The organism is Microbacterium sp. NPDC057407 (assembly GCF_042803895.1).
Taxonomy (GTDB): Bacteria; Actinomycetota; Actinomycetes; order Actinomycetales; family Microbacteriaceae; genus Microbacterium.
Window position 1 is genome coordinate 566,539 of sequence record NZ_JBHVCA010000002.1, and the last position, 19,438, is coordinate 585,976.

At 70.1% G+C, this 19,438-nt stretch carries 17 protein-coding genes; 5 read left to right on the plus strand and 12 right to left on the minus strand.

Features of this window, described 5'->3' with window-relative positions; genetic code table 11:
- Positions 1 to 15: 15 nt before the first annotated feature.
- From ACFUTX_RS07585 to ACFUTX_RS07615, 7 genes are all read right to left on the minus strand, one after another.
- Complete coding sequence (locus ACFUTX_RS07585) at positions 16 to 1,404, minus strand: sensor histidine kinase (protein WP_378862191.1); 1,389 nt, start codon at positions 1,402 to 1,404, stop codon at positions 16 to 18.
- The gene (locus ACFUTX_RS07590; protein ID WP_378862194.1) at positions 1,385 to 2,932 is read right to left on the minus strand and encodes a multicopper oxidase family protein; all 1,548 of its coding nucleotides are present in this window, start codon (positions 2,930 to 2,932) and stop codon (positions 1,385 to 1,387) included. Before ACFUTX_RS07590 ends, ACFUTX_RS07585 begins: the two co-directional genes overlap by 20 nt.
- 91 nt (positions 2,933 to 3,023) lie before the next feature.
- Positions 3,024 to 4,529 carry an amidohydrolase family protein gene (locus ACFUTX_RS07595; RefSeq protein WP_378862197.1) on the minus strand — a complete coding sequence of 502 codons (1,506 nt, stop codon included), beginning with the start codon at positions 4,527 to 4,529 and terminating at the stop codon, positions 3,024 to 3,026.
- Complete coding sequence (locus ACFUTX_RS07600; protein WP_378862200.1) at positions 4,526 to 5,167, minus strand: FMN-binding negative transcriptional regulator; 642 nt, start codon at positions 5,165 to 5,167, stop codon at positions 4,526 to 4,528. The genes ACFUTX_RS07595 and ACFUTX_RS07600 overlap by 4 nt, the downstream gene beginning before the upstream one ends.
- Before the next feature lie 38 nt (positions 5,168 to 5,205).
- Positions 5,206 to 6,204 carry an Fpg/Nei family DNA glycosylase gene (locus ACFUTX_RS07605; protein WP_378862203.1) on the minus strand — a complete coding sequence of 333 codons (999 nt, stop codon included), beginning with the start codon at positions 6,202 to 6,204 and terminating at the stop codon, positions 5,206 to 5,208.
- Positions 6,205 to 6,211: 7 nt separating this feature from the next.
- Positions 6,212 to 6,757: a ribose-5-phosphate isomerase gene (locus tag ACFUTX_RS07610; protein WP_378862205.1), complete on the minus strand. Its 546-nt coding sequence runs from the start codon at positions 6,755 to 6,757 to the stop codon at positions 6,212 to 6,214.
- A 46-nt stretch (positions 6,758 to 6,803) separates the two neighbouring features.
- On the minus strand, positions 6,804 to 8,039 hold the full coding sequence (locus tag ACFUTX_RS07615) for a ferrochelatase (protein ID WP_378862208.1): 1,236 nt from the start codon (positions 8,037 to 8,039) through the stop codon (positions 6,804 to 6,806).
- 118 nt (positions 8,040 to 8,157) lie between these two features.
- Here ACFUTX_RS07615 and pepN point away from each other — a divergent pair, with 118 nt between their 5' ends.
- The 4 genes from pepN (at position 8,158) to ACFUTX_RS07635 (ending at position 14,003) form a co-directional block, all read left to right on the plus strand.
- Positions 8,158 to 10,704, plus strand: coding sequence for an aminopeptidase N (gene pepN, locus ACFUTX_RS07620; RefSeq protein WP_378862211.1), 2,547 nt, complete (start codon positions 8,158 to 8,160; stop codon positions 10,702 to 10,704).
- Between the two features lie 105 nt (positions 10,705 to 10,809).
- Positions 10,810 to 11,916 (plus strand): mechanosensitive ion channel family protein, encoded by a 1,107-nt coding sequence (locus ACFUTX_RS07625; protein ID WP_378862214.1) that lies wholly within the window; start codon positions 10,810 to 10,812, stop codon positions 11,914 to 11,916.
- Positions 11,913 to 12,314: a globin gene (locus ACFUTX_RS07630; protein ID WP_378862217.1), complete on the plus strand. Its 402-nt coding sequence runs from the start codon at positions 11,913 to 11,915 to the stop codon at positions 12,312 to 12,314. Before ACFUTX_RS07625 ends, ACFUTX_RS07630 begins: the two co-directional genes overlap by 4 nt.
- An 18-nt stretch (positions 12,315 to 12,332) precedes the next feature.
- Positions 12,333 to 14,003: an FAD-binding dehydrogenase gene (locus ACFUTX_RS07635; protein ID WP_378862220.1), complete on the plus strand. Its 1,671-nt coding sequence runs from the start codon at positions 12,333 to 12,335 to the stop codon at positions 14,001 to 14,003.
- A gap of 35 nt (positions 14,004 to 14,038) precedes the next feature.
- Here ACFUTX_RS07635 and ACFUTX_RS07640 read toward each other — a convergent pair whose 3' ends face one another.
- Positions 14,039 to 14,716, minus strand: a complete 678-nt coding sequence (locus ACFUTX_RS07640; RefSeq protein WP_378862222.1) for a hypothetical protein — start codon at positions 14,714 to 14,716, stop codon at positions 14,039 to 14,041.
- Positions 14,717 to 14,819: 103 nt separating this feature from the next.
- Between ACFUTX_RS07640 and ACFUTX_RS07645 the strand changes: the two genes are divergently transcribed.
- On the plus strand, positions 14,820 to 15,689 hold the full coding sequence (locus ACFUTX_RS07645; RefSeq protein WP_378862878.1) for an acyl-CoA thioesterase: 870 nt from the start codon (positions 14,820 to 14,822) through the stop codon (positions 15,687 to 15,689).
- Here the strand turns inward: ACFUTX_RS07645 and ACFUTX_RS07650 are convergent.
- The 4 genes from ACFUTX_RS07650 to ACFUTX_RS07665 form a co-directional block, all read right to left on the minus strand.
- A complete protein-coding gene (locus ACFUTX_RS07650; protein WP_378862225.1) occupies positions 15,683 to 16,204 on the minus strand; it encodes an acyl-CoA thioesterase in 522 nt (173 codons plus the stop codon). The genes ACFUTX_RS07645 and ACFUTX_RS07650 overlap by 7 nt on opposite strands.
- Complete coding sequence (gene ettA / locus ACFUTX_RS07655) at positions 16,197 to 17,876, minus strand: energy-dependent translational throttle protein EttA (protein WP_378862228.1); 1,680 nt, start codon at positions 17,874 to 17,876, stop codon at positions 16,197 to 16,199. Before ettA ends, ACFUTX_RS07650 begins: the two co-directional genes overlap by 8 nt.
- A 245-nt stretch (positions 17,877 to 18,121) precedes the next feature.
- Positions 18,122 to 18,664 (minus strand): DUF6993 domain-containing protein, encoded by a 543-nt coding sequence (locus ACFUTX_RS07660; RefSeq protein ID WP_378862231.1) that lies wholly within the window; start codon positions 18,662 to 18,664, stop codon positions 18,122 to 18,124.
- 41 nt (positions 18,665 to 18,705) lie between these two features.
- The gene (locus tag ACFUTX_RS07665) at positions 18,706 to 19,224 is read right to left on the minus strand and encodes a single-stranded DNA-binding protein (RefSeq protein ID WP_378862234.1); all 519 of its coding nucleotides are present in this window, start codon (positions 19,222 to 19,224) and stop codon (positions 18,706 to 18,708) included.
- Between the last annotated feature and the right edge of the window lie 214 nt (positions 19,225 to 19,438).

The following is a 19,438-nucleotide window of genomic DNA, read 5'->3' on the forward strand; positions in this document are numbered from 1 at the left end:
CATAGGGATCCGCCATCACAGCACCGCCGACAACGGCACGTGCACGCCCACCGATGTCGGCCCGCCGGCGGGGCTGTCGACGACGAGCATCCCGCGCAGGCCCGCGACCCGCTCGCGGAGACCCTCCAGCCCGTGACCGGGCGAGAAGACCGCGCCACCGCGCCCGTTGTCCACCACCCACACGTCCAGGAGAGACGACACGCCGCTCGGCGACGGGCGCAGCGACGCCTTCACGGTGACACCGGTGGCGCCGGAGTGCTTGACGACGTTCGTCATCAGCTCGGCGACCACGAAATAGATCGTCCGCGCGACCTCCGGCGACGTCGCCGCGTCGATCGCAGGGTCGATGTCGGTGTGGACGACCAACGGGGTGCCGGCCGCGGTGGCGGCGAGGGCAGCGGCGAGCCCTCGATCCTGCAGCAGCGGCGGGGCGACGCCGCTGGAGAGCGCCCGCAGCTCATCGAGGGCAGCCTTCGCGTGGCCGCGCGCCTCGCGGGCGAGCTCGGCTGCGGCATCCGCGTCTCCCGACTCGGCGCGGCGCTCGAGCGCCGCGAGGTCGAGCTGCAGCCGCACGAGGCGCTGCTGCGGTCCGTCGTGGATGTCGCGCTCGAGCCGCCGCAGTGCGACGTCCTCGGCATGCACGGCCGCTCCCCGCGCGGCCGCCTCGGCCCGGACCTCGGCGGCCAGGTCATCGGACCTCCAGCGACCGAGCATCGCGTTCGCCACCGCGTGGTGGCCGAGGGCGAGCCCGCCGAGAACCCACGGCAGGGTGAAGGTGAACACGATGCCGGCGAGAAGGTACAGGACGACCTCGATCGCCGTATCCGACCATCCGCCGAAGAGCCACGGGAGTGCATCGGCGACCGCACCGCCCCAGTCGCCGCCATCGCCGCGAGGAAGGAACGCGCCCCAGAACCAGTAGGTGAGTCCGCCGAGCCCGACGCTCAGCCACACCGTGGTCAGCACGAACGACACCGTGCTGATGAGCGGGCTCACCACCATCCCGTGAACCAGGTAGACCCAGTAGTGCGCGTTGCGGACGGGACGGGTCAGCGTCACCCAGAAGCCGGTGGCGTCCGGAGCGTCGCGGTTCCACTCCGGCTCCTCGATCGCGGGGCGCCCCGTCAGCCGCAGCAGATAGCGGTCCGCCACCCCGAATCCGCGGGCGACCAGGAGGGTCCCCACCACGATGGGCACGCCCACGATCACGACGAGCAGGCCGATCCCGCTCCACAGCAGCCCCGCCAGCACGGTGAGCGACACCATCGCGAGGACGAAGACGACCAGCAGGTAGAGCGCGCTCCCGGGGGTGCGAGCCCACGCTCGGCCATAGTCGGTCCAGAATCCGGCGGACCGTTCGCGGGGCGCCTCCGCCGCCGACAGCTCAGTGGTCGTGGTCGTCATCATCGTCTCCTTCGGGACGTCGCAGGTCGGGCGCTTGGCCCGGTTCGACGACCAGGAACTGTCCCATCATGCCCTGGTCCTCGTGCCACAGCAGGTGGCAGTGATACATGTACGGAGTGTTCGGATCGGCGTGCTCGAAGCGCATCAGCAGCCGGTACTCGCGGTCCTGCTCCAGCGCGATCGTGTCCTTCCAGCCCGAAAGCCTCGGCGGCGGGGAGCGGCCGTCCACGCTCGCGATGCGGAACTGCGTGCCGTGGACGTGGAACGAGTGCGGGAGCGCGTTGTCGTTGCGCACCGTCCACACTTCGGCGGTGTCGACTGCGGCGACGACGTCGGCGCGTCCGAGGTCCATCTCCCGGTCGTTGATGGTGTGCCCCGACATGACGAACGACCTCTCGGCGGCGGCATCCGCCCCCTCCGCCGGCGGGAGCGCGACGAGAGCAGTGGGAACGGGCGGCGAAGGGGCGAGGGACGCCGCGGCACGCAGTTCGAGGACGTCGAACTCCGCAGTGCCGGCGTTGAGCGCCGGGTCGGGGGCGCTCGAGCGGAGCACGGTCCGCTCCCCCGCCCGCACCGACACGACGATCTCCGCCCGCTCACCCGGCGAGAGGGGAACGCTCGTCGATGCGACGGGGGCGCCGAGGAGGCCCCCGTCCGTCGCGATCAGATCGAAGGAGCGCCCGTCTGCGAACCCGAAGTCGTACATCCGCGCGCTCGACGCGTTGAGCAGACGCAGCCGCACTCGCTCCGTCGTCGCTTGGAAGTACGGCGCGACGGTGCCGTTGACCAGGGCCGTGTCGCCGAGAACCCCGTCGAACTGCATGCTCGGACCTCCCGCGAAGGCGCCGTCCGCCGCGAACGAGCGATCCTGGACGATCAGCGGCACGTCGTCGACCCCGTACGTGCGAGGGAGCGACAGGGAGGACTCCTCGTCGTCTGTCAGAAGGAACATGCCCGCCAGACCCGCGTCGACCTGCTCCCGCGTTCGCCCGTGGAGGTGCGGGTGATACCACAGTGAGGCGGCGGGCTGATCGATGGTCCACTCCGGGCTCCACGTTCCGCCCGCCCGGATGGGCGTGTGCGGCCCGCCGTCCATCGCGGCAGGCAGGTGCATCCCGTGCCAGTGCACGGTCGTGCTCTCGTCGAGCCGGTTCGCGACCTCGACCCGCACCCGCTCTCCGCGGGCGGCGACCAGCGTGGGGCCGAGGTACGACCCGTCGTATCCGAGGGTCGGCGTCGCGCCCTGCGGCACGAACTCCGTCCGCCCCTCCTCGACGTCGAGGTGGAACACGCGCACACCGTCGACCACCGTCGATGCGGCCAGCGCGGGCACCCGGAGCTCGTTCGAGAAGGTCAGGGTGCCGGGGGGCGGGGGCGTCGGCCGGACGGACGACACGCCGAACCAGACGGCCCCGGCCCCGATGAGAGCCACAAGCGGGAGGGCGATCCCGGCCACCAGGCGCCGGCGCCGTCGACGCGGACGAGCGGGATGCGGCGGCGAGGGCGGCGAGGGCGCGGCGGAGACCATGAGCCAAGCCTCGCGAGACGCGCGGCGGCGCGACATCCGACGCCCACCCCGACGCGACCGGGGGCCAGCCCCCGTTCCGAAGACGGGGAGGCTACCCCAGGTGGGTGAGCCTGCCGTCCAGCAGTGTCGCAGCGACGGTCATCCCGCGAAGCTCCCGCTCGTCGGCCCCCAGCGGATCGATCGCGCACAGAGCGAGATCCGCCCGGCCTCCGGGATCGACGCGCGCCGGCGAGGTCGAGCCGCCGTGTGTCGAGGCCGCCAGAGCGGTCGTGGTTGCGACACCCTGGTGGGGCTGCCACGGCTCACGGCCGTCTCGAGTGCGGAACACGGCGGATGCCATGGCCGCCCACGGATCCAACGGGGCGACCGGGGCGTCCGAGCCGAACAGCAGATTGGCCCCCGTGTCGGCGAGCGACCGCAGCGGGTACGGCTGAGCGGTCTGCTCCGCCCAGATGGAGTCCGTCATGTCGCGGTCGTCGATCGCGTGCTCCGGCTGGACGCTCGCGCCCACGCCGAGCCTCGCGAAGCGCGGGGAGTCGGAGTGAGCCACCAGCTGCGCGTGCTCGATCGTGCCCCACGCTCCGGTCGACGCGAAGGCGTCGAGCGCCTGGGTGTTCGCGACGTCGCCGATCGCGTGGATCGCACACGAGATGCCCGCGGCGGTCGCCTGCGTCATCAGGTCGACGAGGGTCGCCGCATCGACCGTGAGCAGTCCGTGGTTGCGGGGGTCGCCGGGATACGAATGGGAGCACGCCGCCGTGCGCGTGCCGAGTGATCCGTCGGTGATCACTTTGAGGGGTCCGACGCGGGCGAGATCGGATGCCGCGCCCCGCGCGATGTCGCCGCTCTGGAGCCCGTCGGCAAGCGCACGATCGAGGTGCTGCGGGTAGATCCCGAATTCCACCCGCAGAGCGTCGAAGCCCGCCGCGGTGCGGCGCGCCCAGGCCTCTTCGTTCCACGCCATGTCGAGGTCGACAAGTCCGACCACCCCGCGAGCCGACGCATCGCGTGCCATCCGCTCGACCTGCGGGTCCACCACCTCGGCGGCCGCCGAGTTCAGGCGTCGCGAGATCTCGAACGCCGGCTCCTCGCGGAGAATCCCCCCGCCGTCCGGTTCGAACCCCTCACGACGCAGTGCCGCCGAGTTCAGCCAGACGCTGTGCACATCGGCGTTGATGAGGTAGGTCGGGATCTCGCCCGTGCGCGCATCCAGCAGCTCGAGGGTCGGCGCATCCGGCCACAGCGCATCGCGGAAGCCGGTCCCCACGCGCCGGCCGTCGGGCAGGATCTCGGCGGCGCCCATGATCGCCGCCGCATGGGCCGCCGACGTAGCGCCGCCCAGCGGCTCACGCTGCGCGGCCAGCGCCCATTGCACCACGTGGACGTGGTGGTCCCACAGCCCAGGGATCAGGGTGGACCCGGCGCCGTCGAGCACGAGGCCCCGCCGGGGCAGTGCGCCCGCCGGCGCGACATCGACGATGAATCCCTCGGCGAGGTGCACGTCGACCGGGTCGTCCCCGAACGGATCGGTGCGCTCCGAACCGGTGAGCCGCACGTCGGCGATCACCGCCGGGACCTCGCCCCGCGCGGGGCTCAACTCGCGCTCCGACGTGCATCCAACGCCCGCCGCATCTCGCCCGCGAGTGCCGGATCGGCATAGGGGCTTTCGCCCCGCTCCAGCTCGGCGATGATCGTCTCGACGACCTCATGCGGCCGGTTCTGACTCAGCTTCCGCTTCGCGACGACGCGGGTGGGAGTCAGCCGAAAGCCCACCGTGCCCCGCTCCAGACGGGTGACGAAGTCGGGGTCGTTCGGCCTCTCCCAGAGGAGCCGCGGCTGCGGCATGCCCTTCTCGAACCGCGCGACGAGTCGGTCGAGCACTCGGAGGTTCTCCTCGGCCGTCAGCAGCTCGGGGACGCCGCTCAGGTGCGCGGAGACGAAGTTCCAGGTCGGCACGTTCGGACCGTCGCCGTACCACCCCGGCGAGATGTAACCGTGGGGACCTTGCACGACGACCAGCAGCTCGCGCTCGCCGAGACCGTGGATCAGGTCGTCCGGCTTGCCGACGTGCCCCACGATCGTCAGGTCGTCGCGGTCGTCGTCCAACAGCACCGCGTAGTGCGACGCCACGAGCCCCTCGTCTGTCGAGCTGACGAGCGTCGTCCACGGGTGGTCGTCGATCAGGCGGCGCAGCTCAGCGACATCCGTCATCGCGAAGCTGGGATTCTGGCGCATGCACCCAGCCTAGAGTCCGCGACCGCGCGGGACCGACGTCAGCGCTGGCAGGACGGGCACCAGTAGAGCTTGCGCCCCGCGGCCTCTTCGAGGACGATATCGGTGCCGCAGACGCGGCACGGGAGGCCCGCTCGGTGATAGACCCAGTGCCGGTCGTCGCGGCTGGCCATCGCCCTGCGGTACGCCTCCGGATCGAGGTCGTCCATGGTCATCATCTGACCGGTCTCGACCCCGATCGCCAGAAGTCGCACCCAGTCGCGCCACAGCGCCCGGACCAGCTCTTCCGGCACCTCCCGGCCCGGGGTGTGGGGGTTCAGCCGCGCCCGGTAGAGGAGCTCAGCCCGGTAGACGTTGCCGATGCCGCTGACGACCGTCTGGTCCATGAGGAGGAGCCCGATCGCCGTGGGCTTGCGGCGAACGACGGCGGTGAAGCGCTCCTCCCCCTCGCTCACGTCGTCGACGAGCGGGTCGGGACCCAGCTTCGCGATAGTGGCGGCGACCTCGTCCGGCGTCTGCAGCTCGCACGCCGTGGGCCCGCGGAGGTCGGCCGCCGTCACCTCGGTGAGGAGACGCAGCCGCACCTGGCCGACGACCGGGGGCGGCCACTGCTCCCCCTCGTCGTCCAGCCCGGTGGTCTGCTCGGACATGCGGACGTGCACGCGCGCTCGGCGAGGAGCGCCGATGGACGTCAGGGAGTTCTCGCCGGACTCGTCCATGATGACGGGCGGGAGCCGGGTCCCCCGCTGATTCGTCTGACCCATCCGGCCGTTCGCCGACGCGATCGTGGGATCCGCGACGATCTCGCCCGCGAAGTCCCATGCCCCGTACATGCCGAGGTGGACACGCAGGAACAGGCCGTGGTCGAACTCCAGGAACATCTGCTTGCCGACCGCGCGCACCTCGGTGGCGGTGCGGCCATCCAGTTCGGCCGCCCCCTCTGCGAACCGCCCCTGCGGGCTGGACGCCGCGACGACGCGACCGACGAAGTTGCGATCGAACTGACGCGCGATGCGATGGACGGAGTGACCCTCGGGCATCGACGCGTCAGCCGGCCTCGGGGTCGAATGAGCTGTCGTCGGCGGCGAGGACATCGGGACGCCCGGGTGTCGCCCGCGGGTCGGGTGCGAGCGCGCCGTCCTGCTCGTACGCCGCGAGCTGCGCGATGCGCCGCGCGTGCCGCTCTTCACCCGAGAACGGGGTGGCGATGAAGCGGTCGATGAACGACACGGCCTCCTCGAACGTGTGCTGACGGGCCCCGATCGCGATCACGTTCGCATCGTTGTGCTCGCGCGCGAGTTCGGCCGTGGCGATGCTCCACGCCAGCGCGGCGCGCACGCCGAGGACCTTGTTCGCCGCGATCTGCTCGCCGTTGCCCGATCCGCCGAAGACCACCCCGAGGGCCTCGACGCCGGATGCCTGGTCACGCACGACCGCCTGCGCGGCGCGGATGCAGAAGGCCGGATAGTCGTCGAGCGGGTCGTACTCGATCGGCCCGTGATCGACGACCTCATGCCCGGCGGCGGCCAGGTGATGCTGGAGCTGGGTGGAGAACTCGAGGCCGGCGTGGTCGGTCGCGATATGGATGCGCATGGCGTCACTCCTCAGAAAGGGCGGACTGGCGGGACGTTCGCCCGGTTCAGGGCGCGACGCCCGAGGCGGCCGGCTTGAAGCCGGCCCGGATGTTCTCGCAGCACGCGGGGCGGCACACGTCGAACCACGGACCGAGCGCCGTCGCATGCGGCCGGTCGACGGCGCGGGTGCCGTCGAGCCGTTCCTCGACGAGGTCGACGAGGCCGGCGACGAAGACCGGATCGACCCCCGGAGTCGGCGTGCGCACGGCGCGGATGCCCGCCTCGGCGGCGGCCTCCATGGCCTCGGTGTCGAGGTCCCACAGCACCTCCATGTGGTCGCTCATGAACCCCAGGGGCACGATCGCGACAGCCGCGATGCCCGCGCTCGGCAGGTCGGCGATCACATCATTGACATCGGGCTCGAGCCACGGCTGGCTCGGCGGGCCCGACCGCGACTGGTAGACGAGTTCCCACCCGACTCGTGCGGCGGAGGGGATCTCCGCCGCAACCGCCGCCATGACCACCTCGGCGACCGCGAGGTGCTGCGCCGCGTAGGCGCCACCGGCACCGAGATCGCGGTGCGCCGGGTCGCCCTCGCGCGGGCCGGAACGCTCCGCGTCGGCGGTCGGGATGCTGTGGGTCGAGAAGAGCACGCGAACCGCCTCCGGCGCGACCCCGTCCTCGAGGAAGCCGGCGATCGCGTCCCGCGCCCCGTCGATGAACGGCTGGACGAATCCCGGGTGATCGAAGAACTGCCGCACCTTGTCGATCGTCACGGTCCCGCCGAGCCCCGTCTCCGTCAGCACGCGGGCGAAATCCTCGCGGTACTGCCGGCAGCTCGAGAACGACGAGTAGGCGCTGGTGGCCAGACCCAGCAGCCGCGTGTGACCGTGGGCCGCGGCATCCTGCACCGCCTCCTCGAGGTATGGCGCCCAGTTGCGGTTGCCCCAGTACACGGGGATCTCGATCCCTCGACGCTCGAGTTCCGCCTCGAGAGCGGCTTTCAGCGCCCGGTTCTGGGCGTTGATCGGGCTGACCCCGCCGAAGTGGCGGTAGTGGTGAGCCACCTCCTCGAGACGCTCGTCGGGGATCCCCCGGCCGCGCGTGACGTTCCGCAGGAACGGGATCACGTCGTCCTGACCCTCGGGGCCGCCGAAGCCCGCGAGCAGAATCGCGTCGTAGGCGACGGGCACCTCGACGTGCGGCGAGCCCGATGCGGCGGCCGCCGATGCGAACAGGACCGCCGCGTCGTGGCCGGCGGTGTCGGACGAAGTCTGCGCTTCCGAAGTCACGCCCCCCATCCTTTCATCGTCCGCGGGGCGGCGGATCGCGGTCGCTGGAATAGGCTGGTCCGGTTGCCACCGGCGTCAGCAGCGCCGTGCACGCGGTATCCACCCCACACCCACGGGAGCATTGCAAGTGCCTGGAGAGAACCTCACCCGCATCGAAGCGCAGGAACGCCGCGCGATCGTCGACACCCATTCCTACGAGGTCGCGCTCGACCTCACCAAGGGCGCGGAGGTCTTCGGCTCGCGGACGGTGGTGCGCTTCTCCGCCACCCCGGGAGCCGCCACGTTCATCGACCTGATCGCCCGCGGCATCCGCGAGATCTCGCTGAACGGCCGATCCATCGACCCGGCCACCGCCTTCGCGGACTCGCGCATCGAACTCACCGGCCTCGAGAGCGAGAACGAACTCGTCGTCGACGCCGACTGCCTCTACACCAACACCGGCGAGGGCCTGCACCGGTTCGTCGACCCGGTCGACGGCGAGGTGTACCTCTACTCCCAGTTCGAGGTGCCCGACTCGCGTCGCGTGTTCGCCGTGTTCGAGCAGCCCGACCTCAAGGCGACGTTCCGCTTCACCGTCACCGCGCCGGAGGCGTGGAAGGTCGTCTCGAACTCCCCCACCCCCGAACCGGAGCGCCACGGCGACGGCCACGCGACCTGGGCTTTCGCCGCCACCCCGCGCATCTCGTCGTACATCACCGCGCTCATCGCCGGCCCCTACGAGGCGACGTTCTCCGAGCTCACCAGCGCCTCGGGCCGCGTGATCCCGCTCGGCGTGTACGGCCGCAAGAGCCTGTGGCAGCACCTCGACGCCGACTACATCTTCGAGAAGACGCGGCAGGGCTTCGCGTACTTCGAGGACAAGTTCGACTACGCGTACCCGTTCGAGAAGTACGACCAGCTCTTCGTGCCGGAGTTCAACGCCGGTGCCATGGAGAACGCGGGCGCCGTGACGTTCACCGAGACGTACGTCTTCCGCTCGAAGGTGACCGACGCCGTCAAGGAACGGCGCGTCGTCACGATCCTCCACGAGCTGGCGCACATGTGGTTCGGAGACCTCGTCACCATGAAGTGGTGGAACGACCTCTGGCTCAACGAGTCGTTCGCCGAGTGGGCCTCGACCATCGCCACCGCCGAAGCCACGGAGTGGACCGAGGCGTGGACGACCTTCAACGCCATGGAGAAGACCTGGGCCTACCGTCAGGACCAGCTGCCTTCCACCCACCCGGTGGTCGCCCAGATCAACGACCTGGAAGACGTTCAGGTCAACTTCGACGGGATCACCTACGCCAAGGGCGGGTCCGTGCTCAAGCAGCTCGCCGCCTGGGTGGGCATCGAGCAGTTCTTCGCCGGCGTCGCGGCCTACTTCAAGAAGCACGAGTGGTCGAACACCGAACTCGCCGACCTGCTGTCCGAGCTCGAGGCGACGAGCGGCCGCGAACTGTCGACCTGGTCGAAGAAGTGGCTCGAGACCGCCGGGGTCAACACCCTCTCACCCGAGATCGCCACTGATGTCGACGGCACGATCACCCGGTTCGCGATCGTCCAGACGGCGCCCGCCGACTACCCGACGATCCGGCCCCACCGGCTCGGCGTCGGGTTCTACAGCCTCGACGGCGACGCGCTGGTCCGCGTGCACCACGTCGAGCTCGACGTGGACGGCGACCTCACCGAGGTGCCCGAGCTGAAGGGCCACAAGCGCCCCGATCTCGTGCTCCTGAACGACGAGGACCTCGCCTACGCGAAGATCCGCCTCGACGAGCGCTCGCTCGCCACCGCGATCGACCACCTCGGCAAGATCACCGACCCCCTCGCACGGTCGCTGGTCTGGGGCGCGGCGTGGGACCAGACGCGCGATGCCGAGGCATCCGCTTCCGACTACGTCGACCTGGTGCTGCGCAACATCGGATCCGAGACCGAGTCCACCACGGTCCGCACGACGCTCGCGCAGCTGCAGCTCGCAGCGAACTCGTACGTGGCGCCCGAGAAGCGCGAGGCCACCCGGCAGAAGGTGGCCGACGCGCTGTGGACCCTCGCCGAGCAGGCCGACGCCGGCAGCGACAGTCAGCTCCAGTTCGTGACCGCGTTCGCCAGCGCCGCGGCGACGGCCGCGCAGTGGCAGAAGGTGCGCCAGCTCCGCGACGGCGAGGTGTCGTTCGACGGGCTCGAGATCGACACCGATCTGTCGTGGCAGCTCCTCGTCTCGCTCGCGGCCGGCGGCGCCGTCACGGTCGACGACATCGATGCCGCACTGGCAGCCGACAACACGGCGAAGGGCGGCGAGTTCGCCGCACAGGCGAAGGCCGCTCTCCCCACCGCCGAGGCCAAGGCTGCGGCGTGGGCGTCCCTCGTCGAGAACGACGACCTGCCGAACACGATCGTGCGCTCCGCCGCGCTCGGCTTCGTGCACCCGGCCGGACGCGAACTGCTCGACGCGTACGTGCAGCCGTACTTCGAGGCATTGCTTCCGATCTGGGAGTCGCGCACCTACAAGATCGCCGAGTACCTCATCTTCGGGCTGTATCCGGCGCCGCTGGCGAACCTCGAGCTGCGCGACGCGACCCGCCGGTGGCTCGAGTCCCACGCCGACGCGGCACCCGCGCTGCGTCGGCTCGTCGCCGAGAATCTCGCCGGCGTGGAGCGCGCACTGTCCGTGCAGGAGCGCGACGCCCAGTAGGCGATTCCGGATGCCTCGGCCCCGCCTCTGCGTCGGGCCGAGGCATCCGTCGTCCCCGCCGCTCTGCGGGTTCTCGCAGATCCCCACTCGTTAGGATCGTGGGCGATGATGACCTTCCTGCTCGCGCGCGCCGCCGAGACCGAGCCGACCAGCCCCGACATCACGAATGCCGAGTTCTGGCAGGCGATCGGCGAGTTCTTCGTCGACGCGGGCTTCAAGCTCCTGGCGGTGCTGGGCGTCATCCTGGGCGCGCTCATCGTGACGTGGATCCTCCGGATCGTGATCCGTCGCGTCGTCAACCGGATCGTCTCGGGCGCCAAGAACAAGGCCAACGTCGATGACACGCAGGCGCTCGACAGGTCGCCCCTCGCTTCGGTGCGACTGGTGCAGCGCACCCGCACCCTCGGCTCGATCCTGCAGAACATCGTCGGCGTCACGATCGTCATCGTCACGCTGCTGCTGATCATCAACATCCTCGCGCCGTCGGCGCTCGGATCCCTCACGCTCCTCACCGCAGCGGTCGGCGCTGGCCTCGGTTTCGGGGCTCAGAACATCGTCAAGGACGTGCTCAACGGCATCTTCATCGTCGCCGAGGACCAGGTCGGCATCGGCGACGTGGTCGACCTCGGACTGGCGTCGGGCATCGTCGAATACGTGAGCGTGCGGGTCACCCACGTGCGAGACGTCAACGGCACCCTCTGGTACGTGCGCAACGGCGAGATCACCCGCATCGGCAACCTCTCCCAGGGGTGGTCGCGGGTCATCGTCGACCTGTCGGTCGCCATCGACGCCGATATCGACCAGGTCGAGCAGCTGCTCCTCGACACCGCCAAGGGGCTCGCGAAGGATCCGAAGTGGCGCACGCGCATCCTGGAGCAGCCGGAGGTCTGGGGCCTCGAGTCGATCTCGGGAGACGCGCTGGTGATCCGGCTCGTGATGAAGACGCGCGCGAATGCCAAGGACGATGTCGCGCGGGAGCTCCGCGTGCGGGTGAAGCGCGCTCTCGACGCGGCCGGGATCACTCTGCCCGCGATGAACTCCATCATGCCGTCCGGCATCGAGGGAGCCTTGCGGGTGCGGGGCGCGAATCCTCCGAAGACGAAGCCCACCGCCGTCACGCCGCCCGCGTCGTCGCGTCCGGTCTGGAAGCCGAAGCGCACCGGCAAGCAGACGCCGCCGCCGGCCGATGAGGGAACGAAGGGCACCTCGTGAGCGACTCGCCGATCAGCTTCTACGAGGAGATCGGAGGCCACGACGCGTTCGTGCGTCTGGTCGACGCGTTCTATCGCGGCGTGGCTGACGACGAGGTGCTCCGCCCGATGTATCCCGAGGAGGACCTCGAGCCCGCGAAGCTGAGGCTCACGCTGTTCCTCGAGCAGTACTGGGGCGGCCCCACCACCTACAGCGAGGAGCGCGGTCACCCGAGGCTGCGGATGCGCCACGCGCCCTTCCACGTGAACCCGGACGCACGCGACCGGTGGCTTGCGCACATGCGGGACGCCGTCGACGAGCTCCAGCTCTCGCCGATCCACGAGGCGACGCTGTGGGACTATCTCCAGCGAGCCGCCCACGCCATGGTGAACACCTTCGAGCCCCGACACCACCCCTGAATCGACGAAGGAGTCGACATGCCCGCAGCGGCCACCTCGCACACCGCCGACGTTCTCGTGATCGGCTGGGGCCTGGCCGGTCTGGTGGCCGCCTGTGAGGCGGTCGCGGCCGGCAAGCGCGTCATCATCGTGGACCAGGAGCCCCGCTCGAATCTGGGTGGCCAGGCGTGGTGGTCCTTCGGCGGCCTGTTCTTCATCGACTCGCCCGAACAGCGGCGCATGGGGATCAAGGACTCGCTCGACCTCGCCCGGCAGGACTGGTTCGGCACTGCCGGCTTCGATCGCGACGAAGACCTGTGGCCGCGGCGCTGGGCCGAGGCATACCTCCACTTCGCGCGGCACGAGAAGCGCGCGTGGCTCCGCGAGAAGGGGGTCGGCTTCTTCCCCGTCGTCGGATGGGCCGAACGCGGTGGATACACCGCGACCGGCCCCGGCAACTCGGTGCCCCGGTTCCACATCACGTGGGGCACCGGCCCTGGGCTCGTCGCGCCGTTCCAGGCGCCGGTGGAAGCCGCGGAAGCACGCGGTCGTGTGACGATCCTGCCGCGTCACCGCGTGACCGCGCTGACGCTGGCCGACGGTGCCGTCACCGGTGCGCAGGGCGACATCCTCGCGCCCTCGGGCGCGGCTCGCGGGGTGGCTTCGTCGCGCGAGGTCGTCGGCGCCTTCACGGTGACGGCGGGAGCGACGATCGTCTCGTCCGGCGGCATCGGCGGGAATCACGAACTCGTCCGGCGCTGGTGGCCGGAGCGACTGGGAACTCCGCCGGCGACCATGGTCGCGGGTGTGCCGGCGTATGTCGACGGCTCCATGCAGGTCGTGTCCGACGCCGCCGGCGCCCGGCTCATCAACGGAGACCGCATGTGGCACTACGTCGAGGGCCTTCAGAACTGGGATCCGGTGTGGCCGGGTCACGGCATCCGGATCCTCCCCGGTCCCTCGTCGCTGTGGCTGGATGCCACCGGAAGGCGCCTGCCGGTGCCGCTGTTCCCCGGCTTCGACACGCTGGGGACGCTCGCACACCTCCGGGCCACCGGCTACGACCACAGCTGGTTCGTGCTGTCGCAGCGGATCGTCGAGAAGGAGTTCACACTCTCGGGGAGCGAGCAGAATCCCGATCTGACGGGCAAGGACGTCCGACTGCTCGCGAAATCTCGGCTCGGCAAGGGCGCGGCGAGCCCCGTGCAGGCGTTCTTGGACCACGGTGCCGACTTCGTCGTCCGCGACTCGCTGGACGGCCTCATCGAGGGCATGCGCGCTCTGCCGGGCGGCGACGCCCTGGACGGCGACCGCGTGCGGTCGGAGGTCGAGGCGCGCGACCGCGAGATCGACAATGAGTTCACCAAGGACGCCCAGATCGCGATGCTCCGGTCGGCGCGCGCTTACCGGGGAGACAAGCTGATCCGCACGGCGACGCCGCACCGCATCCTCGATCCGAAGTCCGGCCCGCTCATCGCCGTGAAGCTGCACGTACTGACGCGCAAGTCGCTCGGCGGAATCGAGACGGATCTCGCGGGCCGTGCGTTGGGGTCGGCGGGCGCGCCGGTTCCCGGTCTGTACGCCGCGGGCGAAGCGAGCGGATTCGGCGGAGGTGGCGTGCACGGGTACCGGGCTCTGGAGGGGACCTTCCTCGGCGGATGCCTCTTCTCGGGCCGCGCGGCGGGGAGGGCGGCCGCGGCCGCCGTGTGACGGTTCGCCGCGATCGGCGGCAGCCGTGAAGGATGTCAGCGGTCGGATGCCCCGGTCCGGCGTACCGGCGTCAAGCCGACCGCCACGGGCCGGCGGACGACGACATGCCCCCGCTCCAGGCTGACTCGGCTCCACGGACCGCTGGTGAGGACGCGCGCGGACTCGGCCCCGCTGATGAACCCCATCGCCCACGCGGCGAACGCGACGCCTACCGGCAGTCCTCCCAGGTCGGGGTCGGGTGCACCCCAGACCGCTGCACGAACCGCGCGGACCACGTCTTCGCCGGCGTCCGTCGGGACGGTCTCGGCCACACGGGCGATACCTCCCTGGGCCTTCGTCGCGAGGAGGGAGGCGTCGATCGCGTCGACGTCGGTCCACCCGGATCGCGGCGGCGCCACGCCGGCCCATGCGGGCGCGAGCGCCGTCTCGGGCAGGGAAAGGGCCGATGCGTCGTCGGGCGCGGGAGCGAGGGCGGATGCCTCGATGACCAGGTCGCACACGAGCTCGGGGTCTGCCCCCATCGCGCGCATCGCGAGAACGGTCGGGGTCCCGTCCCCGAAGCCGCGAGGCGCCAGCGGGGCCGCGGTCATCAGGAGCACCCCGCTGGTCGCCTGCAGCCTCACGCCCTCGTCGGTGAATCGATCCGCTCGGCTGGCGAAGGTGAGGGCATCGGATGCCGACTCGGGGTCGGCGAGGAGAAGGCGGGCGGGCATCACCCCTAAGCTACCAAGCGGAGCATGGGAGGCGGCCCGCCGCCGGGGAGGGAGAGCCGTGGACCAGGCCGACTGGGAGCCCGACCTCGATCCCGTGGCATCGATGCTGTCGGTGCTCGACCTGGCGGGGTCGGACGCCCGGACCACCGAAGACATCTTCACCGGCGTATCGCAGTCGATGCCGCTCGGGCGGGTCTACGGCGGCCAGGTGCTGGCGCAGTCCCTCGTGGCTGCCACCCGCACGACCCCTGACGGACGGGCGCCGCACTCGATGCACGGGTACTTCCTCCGGCCGGGCGACTCGACGAAGGGAATCACCTTCGCGGTCGACCGCATCCACGACGGCCGCTCCTTCTCCACCCGGCGCACCCAGGCGTTCCAGGAGGGCGTGCCGATCTTCTCGATGATCGCCTCCTTCCAGGACGAGGACCCCGGAGTCGAGCACCAGGCGCCGATGCCCGAGGGGATCCCCGCTCCCGAGACGCTGCCCGACGTGGAGTCGCACTTGAGCGGCTTGCACCCGATGTCCAAGCGGCTCTTCACCGACCGACCGGTCGACCTGCGCCACATCCCCTCCCCCATCTACGTGAGGGTCGACGGGGAGCACGAGCCCCGTCAGGCGGTGTGGATGCGGGTCCGCCGTCGGATCGGCGACTCCCCTGCCGTGCATCGGGCCGCCCTGGCGTATCTCAGCGACCTCACGATCCAGGAGTCCATCCTCCGTGCCCACGGGGTGCCGTGGGCACTGCGGGGTCTGAAGGTCGCCAGCCTCGATCACGCGATGTGGTGGCATCGGTTCGGACGCGTGGACGAGTGGATGCTGTACGTCCAGGAGTCTCCGAGCGCCCGGGGCGGTCGGGGGCTGGCGACAGGTCGCGTCTACGCCCAGGACGGCACCCTGCTGGCCAGTGTCGCCCAGGAGATCATGGTGCGCGTTCCCGATTCCTCCTCGCCTCCGCGAGCGGATCAGTGACGGTGGGCGTAGACGATCGGATCTCCGGCGTACGGCGACCAGGCGGCGCGTTCCTCCGCTGACAGACGCAGGGGACGACCGCTCGCCGCGTCGACCTTCACCACGACGGTCGTGGCCCGCGCGTATACCGTCTGCGGCGACCCGGGGGTCGCAGTCTCGAGCGGGCTGCGCACCTCGTAGCACACCTCGATGCTCGATCCACCGAGCCTGCCGAACCACAGCTGCACGTCGAGCGGATGCCGCTGGTAGGGCACGGGCGCCAGGTACTCGATCTCCTGCCGTGCGATGAGGGTGAGCACACCGCTGTGGATGCTGGAGTCCAGGACGGCGGTGTCGGGCGCATCCTCGCCGGGTGCGGGCTGCCAGAACGCTCGCACCCGCGCCTCTTCGAGGAGCTTGAGCATCGACGTGTTGTTGACGTGGTTGAACGCGTCGAGGTCGCCCCAGCGGAGGTGGATCGGGATGTGAAGGCGCCGACCGGAGCCGGCGCCTGCCGCTGCGGTGAGATCAGTCACGCGTCAGCTTGCGGTAGGCCGAGCGGTGAGGCTTGGCGGCCTCCGGCCCGAGTCGCTCGATCTTGTTCTGCTCGTACGCCTCGAAGTTACCCTCGAACCAATACCAGTTGTCGGGGTCTTCGTCGGTGCCCTCGTAGGCGAGGATGTGGGTCGCGATCCGGTCGAGGAACCACCGGTCGTGGGTGATGACGACGGCGCAGCCGGGGAACTCCAGCAGCGCGTTCTCGAGCGACTGGAGCGTCTCCACGTCGAGATCGTTGGTGGGCTCGTCGAGGAGCAGGAGGTTGCCGCCCTCCTTGAGAGTGAGGGCGAGATTCAGGCGGTTGCGTTCGCCACCGGAGAGCACGCCGGCCTTCTTCTGCTGGTCGGGGCCCTTGAAGCCGAACTTCGACACGTAGGCGCGGGACGGGATCTCTGTCTTGCCGACGGTGATGATGTCGAGGCCGTCCGAGACGACTTCCCACAGGGTCTTGTTGGGATCGATGCTGGACCGTGACTGGTCGACGTAGCTGATCTTGACGGTCTCGCCGATCTTCAGGTCTCCCCCGTCGAGTGGTTCGAGGCCGACGATCGTCTTGAACAGCGTCGTCTTGCCGACGCCGTTCGGGCCGATGACGCCGACGATGCCGTTCGGCGGAAGGCTGAAAGAGAGCCCGTCGATCAGCGAGCGCCCATCGAAGCCCTTCTGCAACTTGCGAGCCTCGATCACGACGCTGCCCAGGCGGGGGCCCGGCGGGATCTGGATCTCTTCGAAGTCCAGCTTGCGGGTGCGGTCGGCCTCGGCCGCCATCTCCTCGTAGCGGGCGAGGCGCGCCTTGGACTTGGCCTGGCGGCCCTTCGCGTTCGAGCGGACCCACTCGAGCTCTTCGGAGAGGCGCTTGGCGAGCTTCGCGTCCTTCTTGCCCTGCACCTCGAGGCGCTCGCGCTTCTTCTCGAGATAAGTGGAGTAGTTGCCCTCGTATCCGATGAGGCGGCCGCGGTCGACTTCCGCGATCCATTCGGCGACGTTGTCGAGGAAGTACCGGTCGTGCGTGATGGCGATGACGGCGCCGGGGTACTTCTGAAGGTGCTGCTCGAGCCAGAGCACGCTCTCGGCGTCGAGGTGGTTCGTCGGCTCGTCCAGCAGCAGCAGATCGGGCTTCTGAAGGAGCAGCTTGGTGAGCGCGACCCGCCGCTTCTCACCGCCGGAGAGGGGCCCGATCTCGGCGTCGCCCGGAGGCGTGCGAAGCGCGTCCATCGCCTGCTCGAGCTGCGAGTCGAGGTCCCACGCGTCGGCGGCGTCGATCTCCTCCTGCAGGGCGCCCATCTCGGCGAGGAGGGCGTCGAAGTCCGCGTCGGGGTCGGCCATGAGAGCGGAGATCTCGTTGAAGCGGTCGACCTTGGCCTTGATGGCGATCCCGTCCTGGATGTTCTCGAGAACCGTCTTGGTCTCGTCCAGCTCGGGCTCCTGCATCAGGATGCCGACGCTGAACCCGGGCGTCAGCTTCGCCTCGCCGTTCGAGGGCGTGTCGAGACCCGCCATGATCTTGAGGATCGTCGACTTGCCGGCGCCGTTGGGTCCGACCATGCCGATCTTCGCACCGGGAAGGAACGCCATCGTGACGTCGTCGAGGATGAGCTTCTCACCGACCGCCTTGCGGGCGCGGACCATCGAGTAGATGTATTCAGCCACGAGTGTGTAAACGCTCCTCTTGAGTGTTCGGTTGAGCGCCGCGTCGGCGCACGCATCTCAGTCAGGATGCGGAGGTCGGGGTGCGGTGCCTGCACGGCATCACGCGGGGGCGATCTGTCCCGTCTCCTAGCCTACTCACCGATGGATTGCGCGCTGCCCCGAGTGCGCCTCGCCTCCGCCTCTCAGCGCATCACGACAGCGATCGAGCACCGGCCGCCCGAGAAGAGGCCGGGTCGGCCCTGAGATCACCAGTCGATGGGTCTCGTCGCACCGATGAGGCAGCTGCCTTCGGCGAGCTTCGGCACCACCACGGTATACGGCTCGCCTGTCGCAGACCCCACCTGACCGACCAGGCACTCGTCGTCCCACAGCACAGAGAACTGAATGCTCTCGGCGGGATTGCCGACCGTGCTCGTGTCGGCTGTGACCTGCATCGACTGCTTGTCGAACCCCGCCGTGACGAGAGCATCGATGTACGCGCGGCCCGACGCTCTGTCGGGCGACGCCCACACCGACTCCACGATCTCCGTGAAGAACGGCAGATTCTCGGCAGCGCTGCCGTCCGCAACCAGGATCGGCGCCGAGGGGGACGCCGTTGCGTCGGGGGACGCGGCGGCCGCGGGGGACGCCGTGGCGGACGCTGCCGGGGCGTCGGCGGGGTCGCCTCCGACCGTGCCTGCAGTGCACCCCACCAGCGCGACGGCTGCCGTCACCAGCATCATCGCCGAGCCGGTGCGCATCGCCGAGCGGAGCCTCGAGAAGGCGCCCGGTTCGGGATGGTCGACCACGTGACCGAGTCTACGGGCGAGGTGAGCGAGCCCTGGTCCGCTCAGAACGGCGGGCCGGCAGGAACGAGCTCGTGAGGCGTGGCCGACCCGCCGGTGTCGGACCAATCGCTGCGCTCCCCGCCCGACATGCCCGGAGTCGCCCACTCGTCGGATTCACCCTCCTCGTGCGGTGCGAGGGGCTCTTCTCGATCGGGCGACTGGCCCCTCGCACTCTTCGTGAAGGTGGTGGTTCCCCATCGGAGGTCGTGACCGATCGCGTCGGCGTCGATCTCGATCGATCTCCCTCGCGTCGTCCCGTTGTCCCAGTCGCGGACGCGGAGCCGGCCCGTCAGAACGACCCGGTCGCCACGCCGCAGCGATGCGTGCGCGTGTTCGGCGAGATTCCTGAAGGCCGAGACCGAGTACCAGTTGGTGCCGGTCTCGACCCATGCGTTAGAGGTGCGATCGAAGCGCCGCTGGCCGCTTGCCAGCCGGAAAGTCGTGATCGCCAAGCCCGCGTGGGTGCGCTTGTGTTCAGGGTCGGTCGCGACGTTTCCCGTGACGGTGATCGTGTCGCCCATGGCTTTCTCCTTGTCTGCCGGGGACCCTCCCCGGATGCGCCGCCGGTGCCCGAGTGCCCGTCGAGCACCGGCGGCATTGCCAGCTTGACCCAAGGGCCCGAGGGTCGGAGGCCTGTCCGGAGGGAGGGCGGGAAACCCGACAGTGAGCCGGACCTGTGGAGGAGGGGGGACCGGATGGGCGATGTCGGAGGTCGCACATATGTTCGATTCGGAA

Bases quoted from the DNA above. Each gene is read 5' to 3' on its own strand.
- ACFUTX_RS07665 (WP_378862234.1), bottom strand. From the start codon at position 19,224: ATGGGCGACACGATCACCGTCACGGGAAACGTCGCGACCGACCCTGAA.
- ACFUTX_RS07610 (WP_378862205.1), bottom strand. From the start codon at position 6,757: ATGCGCATCCATATCGCGACCGACCACGCCGGCCTCGAGTTCTCCACC.
- ACFUTX_RS07600 (WP_378862200.1), bottom strand. From the start codon at position 5,167: ATGCGCCAGAATCCCAGCTTCGCGATGACGGATGTCGCTGAGCTGCGC.
- ACFUTX_RS07645 (WP_378862878.1), top strand. From the start codon at position 14,820: ATGCTGTCGGTGCTCGACCTGGCGGGGTCGGACGCCCGGACCACCGAA.
- ACFUTX_RS07640 (WP_378862222.1), bottom strand. From the start codon at position 14,716: ATGCCCGCCCGCCTTCTCCTCGCCGACCCCGAGTCGGCATCCGATGCC.
- ACFUTX_RS07625 (WP_378862214.1), top strand. From the start codon at position 10,810: ATGATGACCTTCCTGCTCGCGCGCGCCGCCGAGACCGAGCCGACCAGC.
- ACFUTX_RS07635 (WP_378862220.1), top strand. From the start codon at position 12,333: ATGCCCGCAGCGGCCACCTCGCACACCGCCGACGTTCTCGTGATCGGC.
- ACFUTX_RS07605 (WP_378862203.1), bottom strand. From the start codon at position 6,204: ATGCCCGAGGGTCACTCCGTCCATCGCATCGCGCGTCAGTTCGATCGC.
- ACFUTX_RS07585 (WP_378862191.1), bottom strand. From the start codon at position 1,404: ATGACGACCACGACCACTGAGCTGTCGGCGGCGGAGGCGCCCCGCGAA.
- ACFUTX_RS07590 (WP_378862194.1), bottom strand. From the start codon at position 2,932: ATGGTCTCCGCCGCGCCCTCGCCGCCCTCGCCGCCGCATCCCGCTCGT.
- ACFUTX_RS07615 (WP_378862208.1), bottom strand. From the start codon at position 8,039: ATGGGGGGCGTGACTTCGGAAGCGCAGACTTCGTCCGACACCGCCGGC.